Source organism: Vibrio sp. MOR3 (assembly GCF_001557775.1).
GTDB lineage: Bacteria > Pseudomonadota > Gammaproteobacteria > Enterobacterales > Vibrionaceae > Vibrio > Vibrio jasicida.
In genome coordinates this window covers 453,249-471,118 of the sequence record NZ_LNRD01000002.1, presented here as the reverse complement: position 1 = coordinate 471,118, position 17,870 = coordinate 453,249, and the positions used below count along the sequence as shown (strand labels likewise).

19 protein-coding genes and 1 pseudogene are annotated in these 17,870 nt (G+C 44.9%); 17 read left to right on the top strand and 3 right to left on the bottom strand.

Going from position 1 to position 17,870, the window contains the following annotated elements:
- Window positions 1–43: 43 nt before the first annotated feature.
- The 4 genes and pseudogenes from serS to ATB76_RS06695 all read left to right on the top strand — a co-directional run bounded on the left by serS (window position 44) and on the right by ATB76_RS06695 (window position 3,129).
- Window positions 44–1,351 (top strand): serine--tRNA ligase, encoded by a 1,308-nt coding sequence (gene serS, locus ATB76_RS06710; RefSeq protein WP_005437179.1) that lies wholly within the window; start codon window positions 44–46, stop codon window positions 1,349–1,351.
- 366 nt (window positions 1,352–1,717) lie between these two features.
- On the top strand, window positions 1,718–2,290 hold the full coding sequence (locus ATB76_RS06705) for an ATPase (RefSeq protein WP_240538030.1): 573 nt from the start codon (window positions 1,718–1,720) through the stop codon (window positions 2,288–2,290).
- Window positions 2,284–2,725: pseudogene (locus ATB76_RS28630) on the top strand (hypothetical protein). Before ATB76_RS06705 ends, ATB76_RS28630 begins: the two are co-directional and overlap by 7 nt.
- A 137-nt stretch (window positions 2,726–2,862) precedes the next feature.
- Window positions 2,863–3,129, top strand: a complete 267-nt coding sequence (locus tag ATB76_RS06695; RefSeq protein ID WP_005437185.1) for a DksA/TraR family C4-type zinc finger protein — start codon at window positions 2,863–2,865, stop codon at window positions 3,127–3,129.
- A gap of 104 nt (window positions 3,130–3,233) precedes the next feature.
- On the opposite strand, the gene bioA is transcribed toward ATB76_RS06695, so the two are convergent.
- Window positions 3,234–4,511: an adenosylmethionine--8-amino-7-oxononanoate transaminase gene (bioA, locus tag ATB76_RS06690; protein WP_061034911.1), complete on the bottom strand. Its 1,278-nt coding sequence runs from the start codon at window positions 4,509–4,511 to the stop codon at window positions 3,234–3,236.
- Between the two features lie 130 nt (window positions 4,512–4,641).
- On the opposite strand from bioA, the gene bioB reads away from it, so the two are divergent.
- The 4 genes from bioB to bioD are packed head-to-tail and all read left to right on the top strand — an operon-like array spanning window position 4,642 to window position 8,318.
- Window positions 4,642–5,694, top strand: a complete 1,053-nt coding sequence (gene bioB / locus ATB76_RS06685; RefSeq protein ID WP_038867063.1) for a biotin synthase BioB — start codon at window positions 4,642–4,644, stop codon at window positions 5,692–5,694.
- The gene (bioF, locus tag ATB76_RS06680; RefSeq protein ID WP_038867065.1) at window positions 5,681–6,832 is read left to right on the top strand and encodes an 8-amino-7-oxononanoate synthase; all 1,152 of its coding nucleotides are present in this window, start codon (window positions 5,681–5,683) and stop codon (window positions 6,830–6,832) included. The genes bioB and bioF overlap by 14 nt, the downstream gene beginning before the upstream one ends.
- Entirely contained in the window at window positions 6,832–7,638 is an 807-nt protein-coding gene (gene bioC / locus ATB76_RS06675) for a malonyl-ACP O-methyltransferase BioC (protein ID WP_061034910.1), read from the top strand. The genes bioF and bioC overlap by 1 nt, the downstream gene beginning before the upstream one ends.
- Complete coding sequence (gene bioD, locus ATB76_RS06670; RefSeq protein WP_038867069.1) at window positions 7,635–8,318, top strand: dethiobiotin synthase; 684 nt, start codon at window positions 7,635–7,637, stop codon at window positions 8,316–8,318. The genes bioC and bioD overlap by 4 nt, the downstream gene beginning before the upstream one ends.
- A gap of 93 nt (window positions 8,319–8,411) precedes the next feature.
- Here bioD and ATB76_RS28080 read toward each other — a convergent pair whose 3' ends face one another.
- Complete coding sequence (locus ATB76_RS28080) at window positions 8,412–8,579, bottom strand: hypothetical protein (RefSeq protein WP_095759866.1); 168 nt, start codon at window positions 8,577–8,579, stop codon at window positions 8,412–8,414.
- A 389-nt stretch (window positions 8,580–8,968) separates the two neighbouring features.
- On the opposite strand from ATB76_RS28080, the gene htpX reads away from it, so the two are divergent.
- The 9 genes from htpX (at window position 8,969) to ATB76_RS06625 (ending at window position 16,194) form a co-directional block, all read left to right on the top strand.
- Entirely contained in the window at window positions 8,969–9,838 is an 870-nt protein-coding gene (htpX, locus tag ATB76_RS06665) for a protease HtpX (RefSeq protein ID WP_038867070.1), read from the top strand.
- Between the two features lie 222 nt (window positions 9,839–10,060).
- The gene (locus ATB76_RS06660) at window positions 10,061–10,480 is read left to right on the top strand and encodes a nuclear transport factor 2 family protein (protein WP_038867072.1); all 420 of its coding nucleotides are present in this window, start codon (window positions 10,061–10,063) and stop codon (window positions 10,478–10,480) included.
- Window positions 10,477–11,202 (top strand): SDR family oxidoreductase, encoded by a 726-nt coding sequence (locus ATB76_RS06655; RefSeq protein ID WP_038867073.1) that lies wholly within the window; start codon window positions 10,477–10,479, stop codon window positions 11,200–11,202. The genes ATB76_RS06660 and ATB76_RS06655 overlap by 4 nt, the downstream gene beginning before the upstream one ends.
- Before the next feature lie 12 nt (window positions 11,203–11,214).
- Window positions 11,215–12,525: an NAD(P)/FAD-dependent oxidoreductase gene (locus ATB76_RS06650; protein WP_038867075.1), complete on the top strand. Its 1,311-nt coding sequence runs from the start codon at window positions 11,215–11,217 to the stop codon at window positions 12,523–12,525.
- A 1-nt stretch (window position 12,526) separates the two neighbouring features.
- Entirely contained in the window at window positions 12,527–13,345 is an 819-nt protein-coding gene (locus ATB76_RS06645) for a DUF1365 family protein (protein ID WP_038867076.1), read from the top strand.
- A complete protein-coding gene (locus ATB76_RS06640) occupies window positions 13,339–14,595 on the top strand; it encodes a cyclopropane-fatty-acyl-phospholipid synthase family protein (protein ID WP_038867078.1) in 1,257 nt (418 codons plus the stop codon). The genes ATB76_RS06645 and ATB76_RS06640 overlap by 7 nt, the downstream gene beginning before the upstream one ends.
- Before the next feature lie 6 nt (window positions 14,596–14,601).
- Window positions 14,602–15,114: a DUF2878 domain-containing protein gene (locus ATB76_RS06635; RefSeq protein WP_038867080.1), complete on the top strand. Its 513-nt coding sequence runs from the start codon at window positions 14,602–14,604 to the stop codon at window positions 15,112–15,114.
- Complete coding sequence (locus ATB76_RS06630) at window positions 15,074–15,658, top strand: chalcone isomerase family protein (protein WP_038867083.1); 585 nt, start codon at window positions 15,074–15,076, stop codon at window positions 15,656–15,658. The genes ATB76_RS06635 and ATB76_RS06630 overlap by 41 nt, the downstream gene beginning before the upstream one ends.
- Before the next feature lie 17 nt (window positions 15,659–15,675).
- The gene (locus ATB76_RS06625; RefSeq protein ID WP_038867167.1) at window positions 15,676–16,194 is read left to right on the top strand and encodes a DUF3833 domain-containing protein; all 519 of its coding nucleotides are present in this window, start codon (window positions 15,676–15,678) and stop codon (window positions 16,192–16,194) included.
- Window positions 16,195–16,453: 259 nt separating this feature from the next.
- Here ATB76_RS06625 and purB read toward each other — a convergent pair whose 3' ends face one another.
- Complete coding sequence (gene purB / locus ATB76_RS06620) at window positions 16,454–17,824, bottom strand: adenylosuccinate lyase (RefSeq protein WP_038867096.1); 1,371 nt, start codon at window positions 17,822–17,824, stop codon at window positions 16,454–16,456.
- Window positions 17,825–17,870 lie beyond the last annotated feature (46 nt).

Genomic DNA, 17,870 nt, shown 5'->3' with positions numbered 1-17,870 from the left:
GGAAAGTGCGCGTGATTTCACAACAAAAAGCATAGGATTAACAATGCTGGATTCTAAATTACTTCGTACAGAGCTGGATGAAACAGCTGCTAAACTGGCGCGTCGTGGCTTTAAGCTAGACGTAGATACTATTCGTAAACTTGAAGAACAACGTAAGTCCATTCAAGTAGAAGTAGAAAATTTACAATCCACGCGTAACTCCATCTCCAAGCAAATCGGCCAAAAAATGGCGGCTGGCGACAAAGAAGGCGCAGAAGAGATCAAGAAACAAATCGGTACGCTAGGTAGCGATCTTGATGCGAAGAAAGTTGAACTTGAGCAAGTAATGGCTCAACTAGACGAATTCACGCTTTCTGTACCAAACATCCCAGCAGACGAAGTGCCAGATGGCAAAGATGAAAACGACAACGTTGAAATCTCTCGTTGGGGTGAGCCAAAGTCTTACGACTTCGAACTAAAAGATCACGTTGACCTAGGCGAAATGGGTGACGGTCTAGACTTCGCAAGCGCAGTTAAGATCACTGGCGCACGTTTCATCGTGATGAAAGGCCAATTTGCTCGTCTACACCGTGCGATCGCTCAGTTCATGTTGGATCTTCACACAGAAGAGCACGGCTACACTGAAATGTACGTACCTTACCTAGTAAACTCTGACAGCCTATTCGGTACTGGTCAGCTTCCTAAGTTTGGTAAAGATCTTTTCCACACTGAGCCGCTAGTAGAAAAAGTGAACGACGAAGAGCCACGTAAACTGTCTCTAATCCCTACTGCAGAAGTACCTGTAACGAACCTAGTTCGTGACACGATTTCTGACGAAGCGGATCTACCAATTAAGATGACAGCTCACACGCCATGTTTCCGTTCAGAAGCAGGTTCTTACGGTCGTGATACTCGTGGTCTGATTCGTATGCACCAGTTCGATAAAGTTGAGCTAGTACAAATCACTAAGCCAGAAGATTCAATGAACGCACTAGAAGAGCTAACAGGTCACGCTGAGAAAGTTCTACAACTTCTAGAGCTTCCTTACCGTAAAGTGGTTCTATGTACTGGTGACATGGGCTTCGGCGCTCGTAAAACTTACGACCTAGAAGTGTGGGTTCCTGCTCAAGAAACTTACCGTGAAATCTCTTCATGTTCTAACATGTGGGACTTCCAAGCTCGTCGTATGCAAGCGCGTTTCCGTCGTAAAGGCGAGAAGAAACCTGAGCTTGTACACACGCTAAACGGTTCTGGTCTAGCTGTAGGTCGTACGATGGTTGCTATCCTAGAAAACAACCAAGAAGCAGACGGCCGCATTGCAATCCCTACAGTACTTCAGAAGTACATGGCGGGCGCAACGCACATCGGTTAATTCATTAACCACTAGAACACCAAAACCCAGCCTTAGTGCTGGGTTTTTTGTTATCTGCGTCGAGTGAAAACGTACTGTTTTGTATATTAATGCACCGTTTAATGATGAGTTCGCCCAGAATCTGATAGTGCGTAACAAATGATATTTTTCTAAGCGGTTTTCAACGTGACAAGGTAATAGCTTCATTTGCCCTTATTGTTAAACGTTATGCCAGTAAATCATCTTTCATTTCTCGTAACTTTTGCGCTTACCTTACTCGTTAGTGAGAGTGTTATCGCAAGTAAACTTATTCAACCTCAATACTTAGATAGTGAGCGAACCGATCGCTTTTTTGCGCGCGAAATAGCGCAACCTTCAAAAGAAAATATGCAGCTTCGTAATTCACTCGACTGGGGATACGAGCTTGAGTTGGCAAGTGCGGCTGGTGACACGGAATCGGTGTCTAATTGCAAAGACTTAGCTACTGCAAACTCTGCGGGCTTTACTGCGGCTAAAGCTTATGAATACGGCGCGTTTAAAGCGTATTTAACTCAGTGTCAAACATGGAGTGAGATGGCAAAGTTAGCTGCCTCTAAGCGCTCATATATATCGAAATTTAAGTTAGATGATAGCTTTCCTAGTTTAGCTCCAAGTGCGCTTGCTTTTGTTATTTCTAACGAAAGCGCTGAGAAAGCAAAGACACTATCAACGTGGGATGAAGCAGACCATATCCAAAGAACTCAGGTAGCCAGTCAATTGAGAGCAGAGTACTTCGACGCGACCGATGGTTTTCAAGTCATTACGATTGTAGCAAAAGGTGATTACGACGCTGACGGCATCGAGGATATCGTTATTACGAAAGAGAATAGCGTACTCAGTGGCTCGTATTCATCTTCACACGGATATATATTAACCCGTATGTCTGAACAATCGCTATTTACAGTGTTGGCAGAATGGTAATGAAACGATTGGCGGTCACTTGGGGTTTAAGTATTGCTATGATGAGCACGTTTGCTGTTGCAAGCACCTCGCATAGAAAAAGTCTTTGCATGCGCGGTAAGTCAAACTATGAACTTTAATATTTCGATAGAGCAAGGCAAGAGCGAGCTTATCTTTAATAAGTCTATTGCCAATCAAAGCCCAGTTTTACAGCGGATAAAACCTCAAGATTATCGTGTCGAACATTACCATTGAGCGTTGGTAGATGAGAAGTCTCTGGAATTTAGTATTGGTGAGCGCGTCATATTAGTCAGTGAGTACTTTAGCGAGGAGCTTGATGAGGTAGAGAAGATACTCAGTGTTGCTTTGAGAGAGCCTGAGCAAACGCAGTATTTTGAATGCGAGGAAGGGAGTATGAGTCACCTTGCATTGCTTTTCCATGAGAGTGCCGGATAATCGATTGCAGAGTAATTGTTACTAAAATGTAATAGTGTTTTCGAATTTACCCTAATTATCTTGTTATTTGTAATCGATATAATCATCCACCTTACCACGGTAAGTAGATTTTCTCATTCAAGTAACGAGGAGGGCTTATGGCCGTAGGGTGGGCAAACGACGATAGCGTCAGCCAACAAATTCAAAACACAATAGACGACGAGATTTCCCGTGTTCGTGGCAGTATCACAAAGGGTGAGAGCGCCCATTATTGCGATGAGTGTGGTGATGAGATTCCGGAAGCGCGTCGTCTTGCAATGAAAGGCGTTCGTTTGTGTATCGAATGTCAATCAACAATCGAATTGGTGTCTCAACGCCAAGCATTATTTAATCGACGAGCGAGTAAAGACAGCCAACTGCGTTAACTTTACTTTTTATCACGTGAATAGAGAAAACGGTTTGAGTTGTATACTCAAACCGTTTTAGCATTTATTCACTGAACTTGTTCTTTGTATTAGTCGAGAACGTATCAAGCGAAGCAATCTTGATGTTGAAGCGCCGCATCAATCGCGCTAACTAATTTCTCAATATCTTCCGGCTTGCTGATAAATGGCGGCATCATATAAATCAGTTTGCCAAATGGACGAATCCAAACACCGTGCTCAACAAACAGTGCTTGGATGGTTTCCATATTCACTGGGCGATGCGTTTCTACAACGCCAATGGCACCCAACCAACGGGTGTTTTTAACCAAGTCGTATTCTTCAAGTTTTGGTAGTAATTCAGAAAACAGCGTTTCTATTTGTTGAGTTTGTTGTTGCCAGTTACCTTGTTCAATTAATTCCAAACTTGCAGTGGCAACAGCACAGGCGAGTGGGTTACCCATAAAGGTTGGACCATGCATAAAACAACCAGCGTCACCACCACAAACGGTATCCGCAACGTGTTTGCTCGCCAGAGTCGCAGAGAGGGTCATGTAGCCGCCGGTGAGTGCTTTACCAACACACAAAATGTCTGGTTGAATATCTGCGTGTTCGCAAGCAAACAGTTTACCGGTACGCCCAAATCCGGTTGCGATTTCATCTGCAATCAATAACAAACCGTGTTTATCACAAAGCCTACGCACGCCTTTGAGAAATTCTGGATGGTAGATACGCATACCGCCGGCGCCTTGAACGATAGGCTCTAGAATCACCGCAGCGAGTTCTTGATGATGCGTTTCAATCTTGTGCTCAAAGTCAGCAAGATCTTCTGATTTCCACTCATCCCAAAAGCCACAAGTTGGTGACTCTGCAAAGATATGCTCAGGTAAAAAGCCTTTATAGAGGGAGTGCATCGAGTTATCTGGGTCGGTAACCGACATTGCCGCGAAGGTGTCGCCGTGATAACCGTGTCGCAAAGTAAGAAACTTTGGCCTGCGTTCGCCCTTCGCATGCCAATATTGCAGCGCCATTTTCAAGCTGACTTCTACAGCAACAGAGCCTGAGTCGGCAAGGAATACATGTTCAAGATTAATTGGTGCAAGAGATAGCAACTTCTTACACAAACTGATTGCTGGCTGATGGGTAATACCACCAAACATCACGTGGGAGACCTGATCGATTTGCTGGTGAGCGGCCTGATTTAAGTGCGGGTGGTTGTAGCCGTGGATCGTCGACCACCAAGAAGACATGCCATCGACAAGCTCTGTACCGTCTTCCAATTTAATGTGAACACCGTTTGCGGATTCTACTGGGTAGCAGGTCAGAGGTGTCAATGTAGAAGTGTAAGGATGCCAGATATGCTGGCGGTCGAAGGCGAGATCCATGTGCGATTCCAATAATAATTAAGATTAAAAAATAAACAGATGTAAACTTTGTTCTTTTGTGTTGTGTTGACAGTTTATCGAGACTCAGTAGACTGTCAACACAACAACAAAAGTGACTAAAGGAATACACGTGGAAGTTCGTCATAACTGGACGCATGCTGAAGTGCGCGATCTCATGGAAAAACCATTCATGGATCTCCTATTCGAAGCGCAGCTTGTACATCGTCAATATCAACAAACCAACCATGTTCAAGTAAGCACGCTTCTGTCGATTAAGACAGGTGCTTGTCCAGAAGATTGTAAGTACTGTCCTCAGAGTGCTCGTTACACCACAGACATCGAAAAAGAGCGTCTGATGGAAGTTGAACGTGTACTCGATGCTGCACAAAAAGCGAAAAACGCTGGCTCAACCCGATTTTGTATGGGCGCAGCATGGAAAAACCCGAAAGAGCGTGACATGCCGCATTTGACCGACATGATCAAAGGTGTGAAGGGCATGGGTCTAGAAACGTGTATGACGCTTGGAATGTTAACGCCAGATCAAGCTAAGCAACTGGCAACCGCTGGTCTGGATTACTACAACCACAACCTTGATACCTCACCTGAGTTTTACGGCAACATCATTACCACACGTACTTACCAAGACCGTTTAGATACCCTGTCTCACGTACGTGATGCCGGAATGAAGATCTGTTCTGGTGGCATTATCGGCATGGGCGAAAGTGCCAATGACCGAGCAGGTTTGTTTGTGGAACTGGCTAACTTACCAACACATCCGGAAAGCGTGCCAATCAATATGCTCGTGAAGGTGAAGGGCACACCACTGGAAGAAGTGGATGACGTTGAGCCCTTTGACTTTATTCGTTTGATAGCAATTGCCCGCATTATGATGCCTATGTCTGCGGTTCGTTTATCGGCTGGCCGTGAAGATATGAACGAGCAGATGCAAGCGCTGTGCTTTATGGCTGGTGCAAACTCCGTCTTCTATGGCTGCAAACTTCTGACCACGCCAAACCCTTCTGAAGACAAGGACATGATGCTGTTTAACAAGCTCGGCATCAACAGCCAAGAGGTGTCTCAAAAACCTGATGAAATCGAAGAAAACGAGTTGCTGGATCGCGTCGTAGAGCGCGTTGCGGCACGTCCGACTAAAGGCGATCTTTTCTACGATGCCAGCGTTTAAATCTCGTATCGAATCCGCCCTTGTTGAGCGTAAAACGCAAGGGTTAAATCGTTCTATGAATGTGGTGTTTGCCGGTAACCAGTCCGTTTTGGAACACGAAGGCAGACGCTACATTAATTTCTCAAGTAATGATTATTTGGGCTTGGCAAACGACCAAGCGCTCGTTCGTGCATGGCAGCAAGGTTTAAGCGTATACGGAAGTGGCAGTGGAGCATCACCAATGGTGACTGGCTTTAGTGCAGCACACAGCAATTTAGAAGCCGCACTGACCGAATGGTTGGGCTACGACAGAGCAATTCTGTTTGGCTCTGGATTCAGTGCTAATCAAGCCTTGTTGTTCACCTTGTTAGAAAAATCAGACGTATTGATTCAAGACCGTTTGAACCACGCGTCTTTGATGGAGGCTGGGGCGTTGTCACCAGCTAAGATGAAGCGTTTCAAGCACAATGACATCGAGCATCTAAAATCGCTGTTGAATAGTGAAGACAACCATCTAGTTGTGACTGAAGGGGTATTCAGCATGGACGGTGACTGTGCGCCGCTCAGCGATATAACTGAAGTCACTCGCAGTCATGATGCTTGGTTTGCTGTCGATGACGCTCATGGCATTGGTGTTCTTGGTGAATCTGGTGGTGGCTCTTGTGAATTAGCGATGGTTAAGCCCGATATATTGATCGTTACCTTCGGCAAGGCATTTGGAATGTCTGGCGCTGCCATTCTATGTGATCACGCAACGGGAGACTTTTTAACTCAGTTTGCTCGTCACCATGTGTATTCCACAGCAATGCCTCCGGCACAAGCCTACGCGCTGACACATGCTGTCTCGATGGTTCAAGAGCAGTCTTGGCGACGTGAAAAGCTTATAGAACTTAGCGAAGTTTATCGAGATAGCCTCAACGATCTCGACGGTTTTGTCGAAACGCAAACTTCGATTAAGCCATTTATGATTGGTGAATCGGAACTGGCCTTACAGGTTGCAAGCGCTTGTCGTCAAAACGGTATTTGGGTGAGCGCGATTCGCCCACCAACGGTTCCAAAAGGGACCTCACGACTCCGAATTACACTGACGGCCAATCACACTAAAGAACAAATACAAACGCTTTCAATGGCACTGAAGCAAGCATTAGGAGCGCAGTAATGGATAATGCAGAGCACTTTGCGTTAGACAATTTCCTTCAAGATAAAGAGGCAATAGCGTCGTCTTTTGGCAAAGCAGCAGATACCTACGACCGGCATGCCGCGTTTCAACGTGATGTGGGACAAAGACTATTACAAAAACTGCCTGACGACTTAACCAATAAACGAGTCTTAGACTTGGGGTGTGGTACGGGCTACTTCTCTCAAGTGCTCCAACAACGTGGCGCCGAAGTGGTTTGTGGTGATATCTCACAAGCTATGTTAGATAAAGCGAAGCAGCGTTGTGGTGCACACCGAATGCAGTACCAGTTAGCTGATGCTGAAAATTTGCCTTTTGAGGACGATAGTTTTGATTATGTTTTCTCCAGCTTGGCATTGCAGTGGTGTGCGGATCTCAGTTACCCACTTAGAGAAATTCGTCGTGTGTTAAAAAAGGGAGGCACTGGCTGCTTTTCGACACTAATGGATGGCTCTCTGTATGAGTTGCGCGAATCGTGGTCAAAAATTGATGCATATCAACACGTGAATAACTTTATTACCCACAATCAGGTAAAAATTGCGTTAGCGCAATCTTGGTGCCACAACCATCATCTAAACTTGACCCCCATCACAGTTTGGTACGATTCAGCGTTTTCTGTCATGCGTGATCTCAAAGGCATTGGTGCAAATCACGTAAGCGGGCGCTCACATGGCCTAACGAGCCGTCGCACTTTGTTGCAAGTTGAGGGCGCGTACCAAGCATTTAGAAATGATCAAGGTCTTCTACCTGCAAGTTATCAGGTTTGTTTTGGAGTAATACATCTATGATTGATGCTTTTTTTATTGCTGGTACGGATACTGATGTAGGCAAAACCGTAGCGTCTAAAGCCATTCTGCAAGCATTAGCGGCAAAAGGGCTAAATACCATTGGTTATAAACCAGTGGCAGCAGGAAGCGATAAAACTGAGCAAGGTTGGCGTAATTCTGATGCGTTGCATTTGCAAAAAGCGGCAACGCTAGATATCGCGTACGATGATGTAAACCCATACGCTTTGGAATTACCTGCTTCTCCTCACATCGCCGCAAAGCATGAACATGTAGAAATTAAGTACGAAGTATTGAGTGATAAATTGGCTCAACACAAAGAGCAATCAGACATTGTTCTTGTGGAAGGGGCTGGTGGTTGGCGTGTTCCTGTGTCTGATACAGATAGCTTGTCGACTTGGGTACAGCAAGAGCAGTTACCCGTTGTATTGGTTGTCGGTATTAAATTGGGCTGTTTGAGCCATGCTTTGCTCACTGCTGAGATCATCAAAGCGGATGGTTTGAATCTCGTAGGTTGGGTAGCAAACCGAGTAAATCCGGGCACTGAGCACTACGCAGAAATCATTGATATGCTTGAAGAACGCCTAGATGCACCAAAACTCGGTGAGATCCCTTATATCCCGAGTGCAAAACGTAAAGAGTTGGGCAAATACATCAACGTGGACCCGCTACTGAACGTTTAGCTGCTGACTTTTTATCAGAAATCAAAAGGGCTGCATCATGCAGCCCTTTTTTCATGTAAATTTTTGTGTCTGAATAACAAATAACGATTCTGGTTATTTTTCTTGGCTCAGACCCATCAAAGCCGACTGTGTTTCAGAAACACGTTTTGCCATTTGAGCTTCTGTTGAAATACCCAGTTGCTGTTTTGCCTCATCCTCTGAGATACCTAGGTGACAGCAAAGTAAATCGATAGCCATTTGATAGTCGTTAGTTTCTACCATGATTTTTCCCTCAAGACATGGAAGTTTAGAGCTGCTTTATTGTCCTTTAGAGCATGCTCCGTTTCGTTCATCTGACCCGAATTTAGCATGTACAGAAAGTCGCACAATAAGACCAAAGTCTATACCGACGATAAAGTACTGATTTAAGAGTGTAAAAAGGTGTGTATTATTTCAGTCTCGAAAACAAATGTTGCAATTTATTGCTTAACCTTGTTTTTATCGCGGATAGACTATATCTATAACGCAACGGAACACAAAACCAAGCAGAAATGCCTTTTGTAGCGTTCTGTTTCTTATAACAAGGTGTTCTTATAATAATCCGTTTTAAAAATAGGTGTCTTGAAAAACAACCTGTTCTAAAAAACGATAAGCTTCCTCGGAGAAAAGTAATGAAGCGAATTATGTTATTCCTAGCAACTAACCTAGCCGTTGTGCTGGTTCTTAGTGTTGTTCTGAATATTGTTTACGCTGTAACTGGAATGCAACCAGGCAGTCTGTCTGGTCTACTTGTCATGGCCGCAGTGTTCGGCTTTGGTGGTGCGTTTATCTCATTAATGATGTCGAAGGGCATGGCGCTACGTTCTGTTGGCGGTATGGTCATCGAGAGCCCACGTAATGAGACTGAGCATTGGTTGTTGGAAACTGTTGGTCGTCAAGCTCAACAAGCGGGCATTGGTATGCCAACGGTGGCAATTTACGATGCTGCAGATATCAACGCATTTGCGACAGGCGCAAAGCGTGATGACTCTCTGGTTGCGGTTTCTACTGGTCTGTTACACAACATGACGCGTGATGAAGCTGAAGCAGTATTGGCACACGAAGTGAGTCACATTGCTAATGGCGACATGGTAACCATGACATTGATGCAAGGCGTGGTGAATACATTCGTTATCTTCCTGTCTCGCTTTATCGCAAACATCGTGGCATCTAATGATGATGAAGAAGGCCAAGGCACTAACATGATGGTGTACTTTGGTATTTCAATGGTGCTAGAACTGGTATTCGGTTTCCTAGCAAGCTTCCTAACCATGTGGTACAGCCGTCACCGTGAATTCCACGCTGATGCGGGTGCTGCTCAATTGGTCGGTAAAGAGAAGATGATTGCTGCGCTTGAGCGCTTGAAGATGAGCCATGAATCTCAACTAGATGGCACAATGATGGCGTTTGGTATCAATGGTAAGCAATCTATCACAGAGCTTCTTATGAGCCACCCACCACTAGACAAGCGCATTGCTGCACTTCGTAGTCAACAATACTAACTGCTCGTAATTATTCAGCAGATAAATAGTTAATCCTATGAAAAGGCTTGGTTTTTTAACCAAGCCTTTTTTTGTGTCTGTTGATCGCTACCGTACTTCATCACGTATCACTCTACAGAAACAAAGTTATACAAAAATATTTTTGTACAACTTTTCTTGTTTGGTCTATCTTGTACATATAATAATTTTGTACAACTGTTGAAGTAGCGTAGGAGTATAGAAATGGACATTCAGTCAGTTGGCAACATATATCAGAAGTTGAGCAAAGCGAATTTGCACTTGCTTGAAGGGGTATACCACCAGGATGTGGTGTTTGAAGATGCTGCTCATCGCCTAGAGGGATGGCCTGCGCTTTCTGATTATTTTCAGTCGCTATATTCTAATGTAATACGCTGCGACTTTGTTATTCATGATCACCAACAAGTTGGAGAAACTGGGTTCTTGACATGGACGATGGATCTTCAGCATCCAAAGTTGCAGAAAGGCGCCCCGATCCTTGTTAACGGCGTATCGCATCTTAAATTTTGCGAGGGACAGGTTATTTATCACCGAGACTATTTCGATTTGGGTGAGATGCTTTATGAAAACTTACCTTTGCTAGGGTCAGTAGTGAGAACCATTAAGCAGAGGTTAGGGCAATGACAGAGTCGGTTTTGATAACTGGAGCAACGTCGGGTATCGGCAAACAACTCGTACTCGATTACGCCCTAGCTGGATGGAAGGTGATCGCTTGTGGTCGGAATCAAGCGGTTCTGTCAGAGCTAGAAGCTTCATCTCAAAATATCGCTACATTGCGATTTGATATAACTGACTATGAACAAACTCAGACCGCACTCAATGCGTTGCCGTTTACCCCTGAGACATGGATGTTTAATGCGGGTGACTGTGAATATATGGATGACGGTTTGGTAGATGCACAACTTATGGCGCGTGTTATGAACGTCAATGTCGTTGGTGTCGCGAATTGTGTCGAAGCGTGCCAGTCGCAATTCGAACGTGGCCACCGTGTTGTGATCGTCGGCTCTATTGCCTCTGAAATCGCGCTGCCTCGCGCTGAAGCCTACGGAGCATCGAAAGCTGCTGTCAGTTATTTCGCACGCACACTTGCCGTAGATTTGAAAGCGAAAGGCATCAAAGTCGTAACCGTATTTCCTGGCTTTGTAGAAACCCCTTTAACAGACAAAAACACGTTTGATATGCCGATGATTATCTCGGTCAATCAGGCTTCTGAAGCCATCAGAAAACAATTGGATGCAGGCAAAAGCTATATTTATTTCCCAGCGAGGTTCACCGGAATACTACGTTTTATCTCGTTGCTTCCATACAGCTGGCAAGCTCGGCTCACCGCAAAACTCGTATCATAAGAAGGAAGAAGCATGAACACGGTAGGAAGAAAAAAAGTCGCGATTATTGGAACGGGTATTTCTGGCCTGACTTGCGGTTACTACTTACACAAAGAACATGACGTGACGTTATTTGAGGCCAACGACTACATTGGTGGACACACCGCCACTGTCGATGTGAACGTTGCTGGCAAAGACTACGCTATTGATACTGGGTTTATCGTTTACAACGACCGTACTTACCCTAATTTCATCCAAATGATGAACGAGATAGGTGTGGAAGGGTTACCAACACAAATGAGTTTCAGCGTACGAAATGACAGCAACGGGTTAGAGTATAACGGCCATACGGTTTCAACGCTGTTTGCGCAAAAGCGTAACTGGGCAAACCCCAAATTTTATCGTTTCATTTTCGAAATTCTTCGCTTCAACAAGCTGGCAAAACGTTTTGCCAATGAGCAATCAACAGATTCACAGACGCTGGGCGAGTTTCTTGACGAGCACAAATTCAGTCCTTTCTTTTCTGACAATTATATATTGCCGATGGGTGCTGCGATTTGGTCGTCGACGTTAGCGGACATGCGTGCGTTTCCACTCATGTTCTTCTTACGTTTCTTCTTAAACCACGGTTTGTTAGATGTGACGAACCGACCGCAATGGTATGTAATAAAAGGGGGTTCGCGCGCTTACATCCCACCACTGACCAAAGGCTTTGCAGATAAAATTCGACTCAATAGCCCGGTTGAGAAAGTCGTTAGAAGTGACAACGGTGTGGGTGTTCATGTACATGGCGAGACGTATTGGTTTGATGACGTTATCTTCGCCTGTCACAGTGATCAAGCGATGAAAATGCTCAATGAAATCTCGCCTCTAGAACAAGATATTTTGGGCAATATGACTTATCAAGCGAATGAAGTGGTTTTACACACGGACACTAGTTTGTTGCCAAAACGCAAAGCGGCGTGGGCGGCATGGAACTATTTGTTGGATGGCAGTGACGGCGAGCAGCAACGTCTACCTTCGCTGACTTATAACATGAACATTCTTCAGCACGTTCAATCAGAGCATACGTTTTGCGTAACGTTGAACAGTAGCAATCAAATCAACCCAAACAAGATTCTACGCTCATTCACTTATCATCACCCTGTGTTTACCACGGAGTCGATAGCAGCGCAGCAGCGCAAAGATGAGATACAAGGAAAGCAAAGCTCTTGGTTCTGTGGCGCTTATTGGTACAACGGATTCCATGAAGATGGTGTACGTAGTGCACTTGACGTAGTGAAAGGCTTGGAAGAAAAGTACCGCGCTCAAAATGTGGTTCCTTTTGAAAAAGGCGCGGCATGATATGGGGAGCGAGATGAACAGCAGACTATTTATTGGCAATGTTCGTCATCGCCGATTTACCCCAGTTAAGCATGAACTGAACTACTCTCTGTTCATGCCTGCGATTGATGTCGATGAGCTTGTCGAGTTAGAGAAGAATGTATGGGGCTTTGGTTCACGTTGGTGGCACTGGGCTCGTTTCAAGCGCAGCGATTACATTGGTGAAGGTTGCATTAAATCAGCAGTACAAAACAAAGTTGAAACATTAACCGGTGTTCGTTGTTCGGGGAAAGTTATTGCTGTTTGCCACTTGCGCTATCTCGGTCTTTATTTTAGCCCTGTGAACTTTTACTACGTTTACGATGATAAAGGCGAATGGCAGTACCTTCTCGCAGAAGTGAGCAATACCCCTTGGAATGAATGCCATTATTACGCGGTTGCTGCGGATAAGGATGATGAACACTTTGGTTGGGAACAAGACAAAGCATTTCACGTCTCGCCATTTAACCCTATCGACCAGCGTTACCATTGGAAGATAAAACCGTTGACCGACAAACTTAATATCCATCTCGAGTGTCACAAAGGCGAAAAACACTTTGACGCGACGATGGCGATGAAAGGGCAACCTTTTTTGAGTAAAAGCTTACTTAAGTGCTTGATCGTTACACCGATTCAAACGGTAAAAGTAATGGTTGGCATTTATTGGCACGCACTAAAACTCTGGATTAAAGGCGCGCCTTTTTACTCACACCCTAAGTATGCTCAACCAGACACAGCTGTACCTGAGCAAGTGAGTGAAGACGAGAAAAATAATAAGCATAAGGAGAACTCTGCATGTTAAATACGACTTCTATGGCGATGCCGCGAGAATTGACGACGACACAAAAAGCGGCTCGTGGGGTTCTTTTTCAGTGTCTACAGAAAATGGAAATCGGCTGCTTAACTGTGATTGAAAGCTTTAAGACAGAAACAACCGAGCGCAGTGAGAGATTTTCTACACCAAATGGTGATTACAAAGGTTCGCCCGTCGTCGCAACGATAGAGGTGAAGCATCCTGGTTTTTATTCCCGCATTTTGCAAGGCGGGAGCATTGCAGCGGGTGAAGCTTACATGGACGGCTGGTGGGATAGCCCAGATTTGACTGCACTGATGAAGCTAATGGCGCTCAACATGCGAGCCCTCGATAGACTTGAAGAGCAAGGCAGTTGGTTGACTAAGATATTGTATAAATTTAGTCACTGGACAAACCGAAACTCTCAAGAGAATTCGCGCAAGAATATACACGCACATTACGATTTGGGTAATAACCTCTATGAAGCGTTTCTTGACACCAACATGCTGTATTCATCAGCACTGTATAACCAAGAGAGCGACTCATTGGAACAGGCACAAATCAATAAGATGGATCGTTTGTGCCAACAGCTCGAACTCAAACCTAGCGATCATGTTATCGAGATTGGCACAGGGTGGGGCGCTATGGCGATCTACATGGCTGAGCAATACGGTTGTAAAGTCACGACGACAACCATCTCTGAAGAGCAACACGCTTACGCTGAGCAGAAAATCAAAGAGCGTGGCTTAACAGACAAAGTAACGCTGCTGAAAGAAGATTATAGAAACTTAACCGGAACGTACGATAAGCTGGTTTCTATTGAAATGATCGAAGCGGTCGGTAAACAGTTCTTGCCGTCGTACATTAAGAAATGTGAATCTTTGCTGAAGTCAGGTGGTTTGATGGCCATTCAAGCGATAACTATTGCTGACCAGCGTTACGATTACTACAGCAACAACGTCGATTTTATTCAAAAGTACATTTTCCCTGGGGGCTTTCTACCTTCGGTAACATCGTTAACACAAGCGACAACCAAGCACAGTGACTTGGTGACTCGAGATTTGTTCGATATCGGTCTAGATTATGCGAAAACGCTTAATGAATGGCATTTCCGATTCAATCAAGCAGAGCATGAAGTCAGAAGCTTTGGCTACGATGACCGATTTGTACGAATGTGGCGCTACTACTTGAGCTATTGTGAAGGGGGCTTTTTAGCTCGAACCATCAGTGCTGTGCATATGACCTTTCAACGTCCGTAACCCTTTATGAGACTGTTTATTACATCAACATGGTTCCAACTCTGCTGGTTCGCCGCCGTGCTTGGAACCTATCAATGGCAATGGCTGACGTTAGTGCTTACGTTACTAACGTTGGTGTATTGTTGGAGAGTCGAGCCCTTCGCTCTCAAAAGTGTTGCCATAGTCGTGTTCATGGGCTTGGTACTTGACACTCTCAACAAGCAACTGTCTGTCCTACTATTCCCAACTGTTTGGTTGCCCATGTGGCTTGTCTGCTTGTGGGTTTTATTTTCTTGGTATGCCTACCAACTCAAGTCAATTTTGTACCGTTTCCCAAAAAACTACGTATCAGTAGTAGGCGGTATCGGAGGAACAGCGAGCTACTTTGCTGGTTACAAGCTCCAAGCCGTTGAATTTGGATTCAACACAAGCATTACCCTCGCAATTTTATTTGTCGAATGGTGTTTAGTAATGCTTTTGATACTCAGGGTATACGGAAATGAAAAGCTTGAAGAGAAATTGGAAACAGAACCTGACTAACAATTGGTTGATGACGGCTTTACTTTTTGTGATGCCTTCACAAGCTCAGACGATTACAGGAACAAGCGCTTTACCTATGTGGCAGCAGTGGCAAACGGTTGGAGAAGCACAACTTACTTGGTTCGTTTTTGATGTTTATAAGTCAACCTTGAAAGCGCCAGACGGACAGTACCTCGTCTCTAATGACGTTTCTCCTCACCCATTTGCGCTTGAAATTAATTATCAAAGAGACATTAGCAAGCAGCAACTTCTTGATGTGACGGATGAACAATGGCAAAAGCTTGGTTTCACGCAAGCTTACCGTCAGGCTTGGATCTCTAAATTTGACACCATGTTCCCTAACATCAAAAAAGGCGATGAGCTTACCTACCTCACTGATGGAAAAACAGGGCGACTTATCTATCGACAAGCGGGCAGCAAGCCTTATCAGATAGTTGGTTATGTTAAGGATGAGCGACTCAATGATGCGTTTCTATCCATTTGGTTATCACCAAAAACTGAATTTCCTAAACTTCGTAAACAACTTATTGGGCAGGTAAGGTAGTGAAAGTACTAAAGCGTATCTTAAAAACTTCGATTGTCGCAGCGGTAACACTGCTTGGCGCGTGTTCTGCTGATATCGACAATTACCAACCCGCTACTCCAGCCTTCGATTTGTTCGGCTATTTCGAAGGTGATGTCAAAGCATGGGGAATGGTGCAGGATTACACCGATAAGCAAACGCGTCGCTTCGAGGTTGACATCGTCGGTACAGTGAAAGGCAATGAGCTAACACTGGTGGAAGATTTTGTCTTTGATGATGGCGAGCTTGACCAGCGTATATGGGTTATTACCAGACTCGAAGATGGTACTTATCAAGGGAAAGCGGACGACATTATTGGTGTAGCGACCGGTAAAGAGATGGGTAATGCGCTGCAATGGCAATATGACTTCGAGTTGAAAATGGATGATTCAACTATCACGGTATCGTTCGATGACTGGCTTTACCGCCAAGATGAAATGCACGTGTTTAATCTCACCAAGATTAAGAAGTTCGGGGTCGAGGTAGGGACGATTACTCTTTTCTTCCAGAGGCAATAAAACAGTTAGGAACGCTGCGCTTCGAGATTTGGGATCGCTTCGTTCTGGGAGTCGAGAGTAGGGCGCTATTATTCCAGTAAATGGAAGTTAAGTTTGGGATGTGTTGGCAAAGATGCCTTTTGAATGGATATAATCGAGTCTTATCCCTTATCCCTTATCCCTAAGCGTAGCGTTCTGTAGGGCGAAGCCTGTTACCCCTAAAATAAAGAAAGGGTTGACGCTTTCACGTCAACCCTCACGATTTTTGGAATTCCGAATCTTACAGCTTGTCTGTCAGCTCGATTGCTTGACCGATATAGTTCGCTGGTGTCATCTCTTTCAGGCGTGCTTTCTCGTGCTCAGGAAGCTCAAGACCGTCAATGAAGTTACGCATTGCTTCGCCGTCTACACGTTTACCTCGAGTCAGCTCTTTTAGCTTCTCGTATGGCTTCTCGATGCCGTAACGACGCATTACTGTTTGCACTGGCTCTGCTAGTACTTCCCAGTTCTTGTCGAGTTCAGCAAGAAGCGCTTCACGGTTTACTTCTAGCTTGCTGATGCCTTTTAGCGTTGAAGTGTAAGCGATGATTGCGTAGCCAACACCAACGCCAAGGTTACGTAGAACCGTAGAGTCAGTAAGGTCACGTTGCCAACGAGAGATAGGCAGTTTCTGTGCTAGGTGACCGAACACTGCGTTCGCAAGGCCTAGGTTACCTTCAGAGTTTTCAAAGTCGATTGGGTTAACTTTGTGAGGCATTGTTGAAGAACCGATCTCACCAGCAATGGTTTTTTGCTTGAAGTGGCCTAGTGCAATGTAACCCCAAACGTCACGATCGAAATCAATCAGGATTGTATTGAAACGTGCAACCGCATCGAATAGTTCTGCGATGTAATCGTGAGGCTCGATCTGAGTTGTGTAAGGGTTCCAAGTTACGCCTAGAGATTCAGTGATGAACTCTTCAGAGAACTGGTGCCAATCTAGCTCTGGGTAAGCAGAAAGGTGTGCGTTGTAGTTACCTACTGCACCGTTGATTTTTGCTAGGATCTCAACGTTTTCGATTTGCTTGAATTGACGCTCCATACGGTACGCCACGTTTGCCATTTCTTTACCCATTGTAGATGGAGAAGCTGGCTGGCCGTGTGTACGAGACAGAAGTGGGATGTCGCGGTATTCAACAGCAAGCGCTTTGATTGCGTCGATTAGGTTGCGAATTTCTGGAAGAATCACAGTTTCACGCGCTTCTTTAAGCATTAGAGCGTGTGATGTGTTGTTGATGTCTTCAGAAGTACATGCAAAGTGGAAGAACTCGTTTACTGCGTGCAGTTCAGGAACGTCTGCTACTTTCTCTTTGAGGAAGTACTCAACCGCTTTAACGTCGTGGTTAGTTGTACGCTCGATCTCTTTGATACGGCGTGCATCTTCTTCAGAGAAGTTTGCAGCAAGGTCGTCTAGGAATTGGTTTGCTTCTGTGCTAAACGCTGGCACTTCTGCAATTTCAGCAGTAGCAGCAAGCTTTTGTAGCCAGCGGATTTCAACGATAGTACGGTACTTAAGTAGACCGTACTCACTGAAAATTTCGCGTAACGCAATTGTCTTGCTTCCGTAACGACCGTCTACTGGTGAAACAGCAGTCAATGCTGACAGTTCCATGATGTTCTCCTGAATTGGGTTTCTAAATTTCGTGAGCTTTATACCA

What these genes read in the sequence shown, in the direction of transcription:
- serS (WP_005437179.1), top strand. Translation starts at nt 44, where the DNA reads ATGCTGGATTCTAAATTACTTCGTACAGAGCTGGATGAAACAGCTGCT.
- ATB76_RS06705 (WP_240538030.1), top strand. Translation starts at nt 1,718, where the DNA reads ATGCAGCTTCGTAATTCACTCGACTGGGGATACGAGCTTGAGTTGGCA.
- ATB76_RS06695 (WP_005437185.1), top strand. Translation starts at nt 2,863, where the DNA reads ATGGCCGTAGGGTGGGCAAACGACGATAGCGTCAGCCAACAAATTCAA.
- bioA (WP_061034911.1), bottom strand. Translation starts at nt 4,511, where the DNA reads ATGGATCTCGCCTTCGACCGCCAGCATATCTGGCATCCTTACACTTCT.
- bioF (WP_038867065.1), top strand. Translation starts at nt 5,681, where the DNA reads ATGCCAGCGTTTAAATCTCGTATCGAATCCGCCCTTGTTGAGCGTAAA.
- bioC (WP_061034910.1), top strand. Translation starts at nt 6,832, where the DNA reads ATGGATAATGCAGAGCACTTTGCGTTAGACAATTTCCTTCAAGATAAA.
- bioD (WP_038867069.1), top strand. Translation starts at nt 7,635, where the DNA reads ATGATTGATGCTTTTTTTATTGCTGGTACGGATACTGATGTAGGCAAA.
- ATB76_RS28080 (WP_095759866.1), bottom strand. Translation starts at nt 8,579, where the DNA reads ATGGTAGAAACTAACGACTATCAAATGGCTATCGATTTACTTTGCTGT.
- htpX (WP_038867070.1), top strand. Translation starts at nt 8,969, where the DNA reads ATGAAGCGAATTATGTTATTCCTAGCAACTAACCTAGCCGTTGTGCTG.
- ATB76_RS06660 (WP_038867072.1), top strand. Translation starts at nt 10,061, where the DNA reads ATGGACATTCAGTCAGTTGGCAACATATATCAGAAGTTGAGCAAAGCG.
- ATB76_RS06655 (WP_038867073.1), top strand. Translation starts at nt 10,477, where the DNA reads ATGACAGAGTCGGTTTTGATAACTGGAGCAACGTCGGGTATCGGCAAA.
- ATB76_RS06650 (WP_038867075.1), top strand. Translation starts at nt 11,215, where the DNA reads ATGAACACGGTAGGAAGAAAAAAAGTCGCGATTATTGGAACGGGTATT.
- ATB76_RS06645 (WP_038867076.1), top strand. Translation starts at nt 12,527, where the DNA reads ATGGGGAGCGAGATGAACAGCAGACTATTTATTGGCAATGTTCGTCAT.
- ATB76_RS06640 (WP_038867078.1), top strand. Translation starts at nt 13,339, where the DNA reads ATGTTAAATACGACTTCTATGGCGATGCCGCGAGAATTGACGACGACA.
- ATB76_RS06635 (WP_038867080.1), top strand. Translation starts at nt 14,602, where the DNA reads ATGAGACTGTTTATTACATCAACATGGTTCCAACTCTGCTGGTTCGCC.
- ATB76_RS06630 (WP_038867083.1), top strand. Translation starts at nt 15,074, where the DNA reads ATGAAAAGCTTGAAGAGAAATTGGAAACAGAACCTGACTAACAATTGG.
- purB (WP_038867096.1), bottom strand. Translation starts at nt 17,824, where the DNA reads ATGGAACTGTCAGCATTGACTGCTGTTTCACCAGTAGACGGTCGTTAC.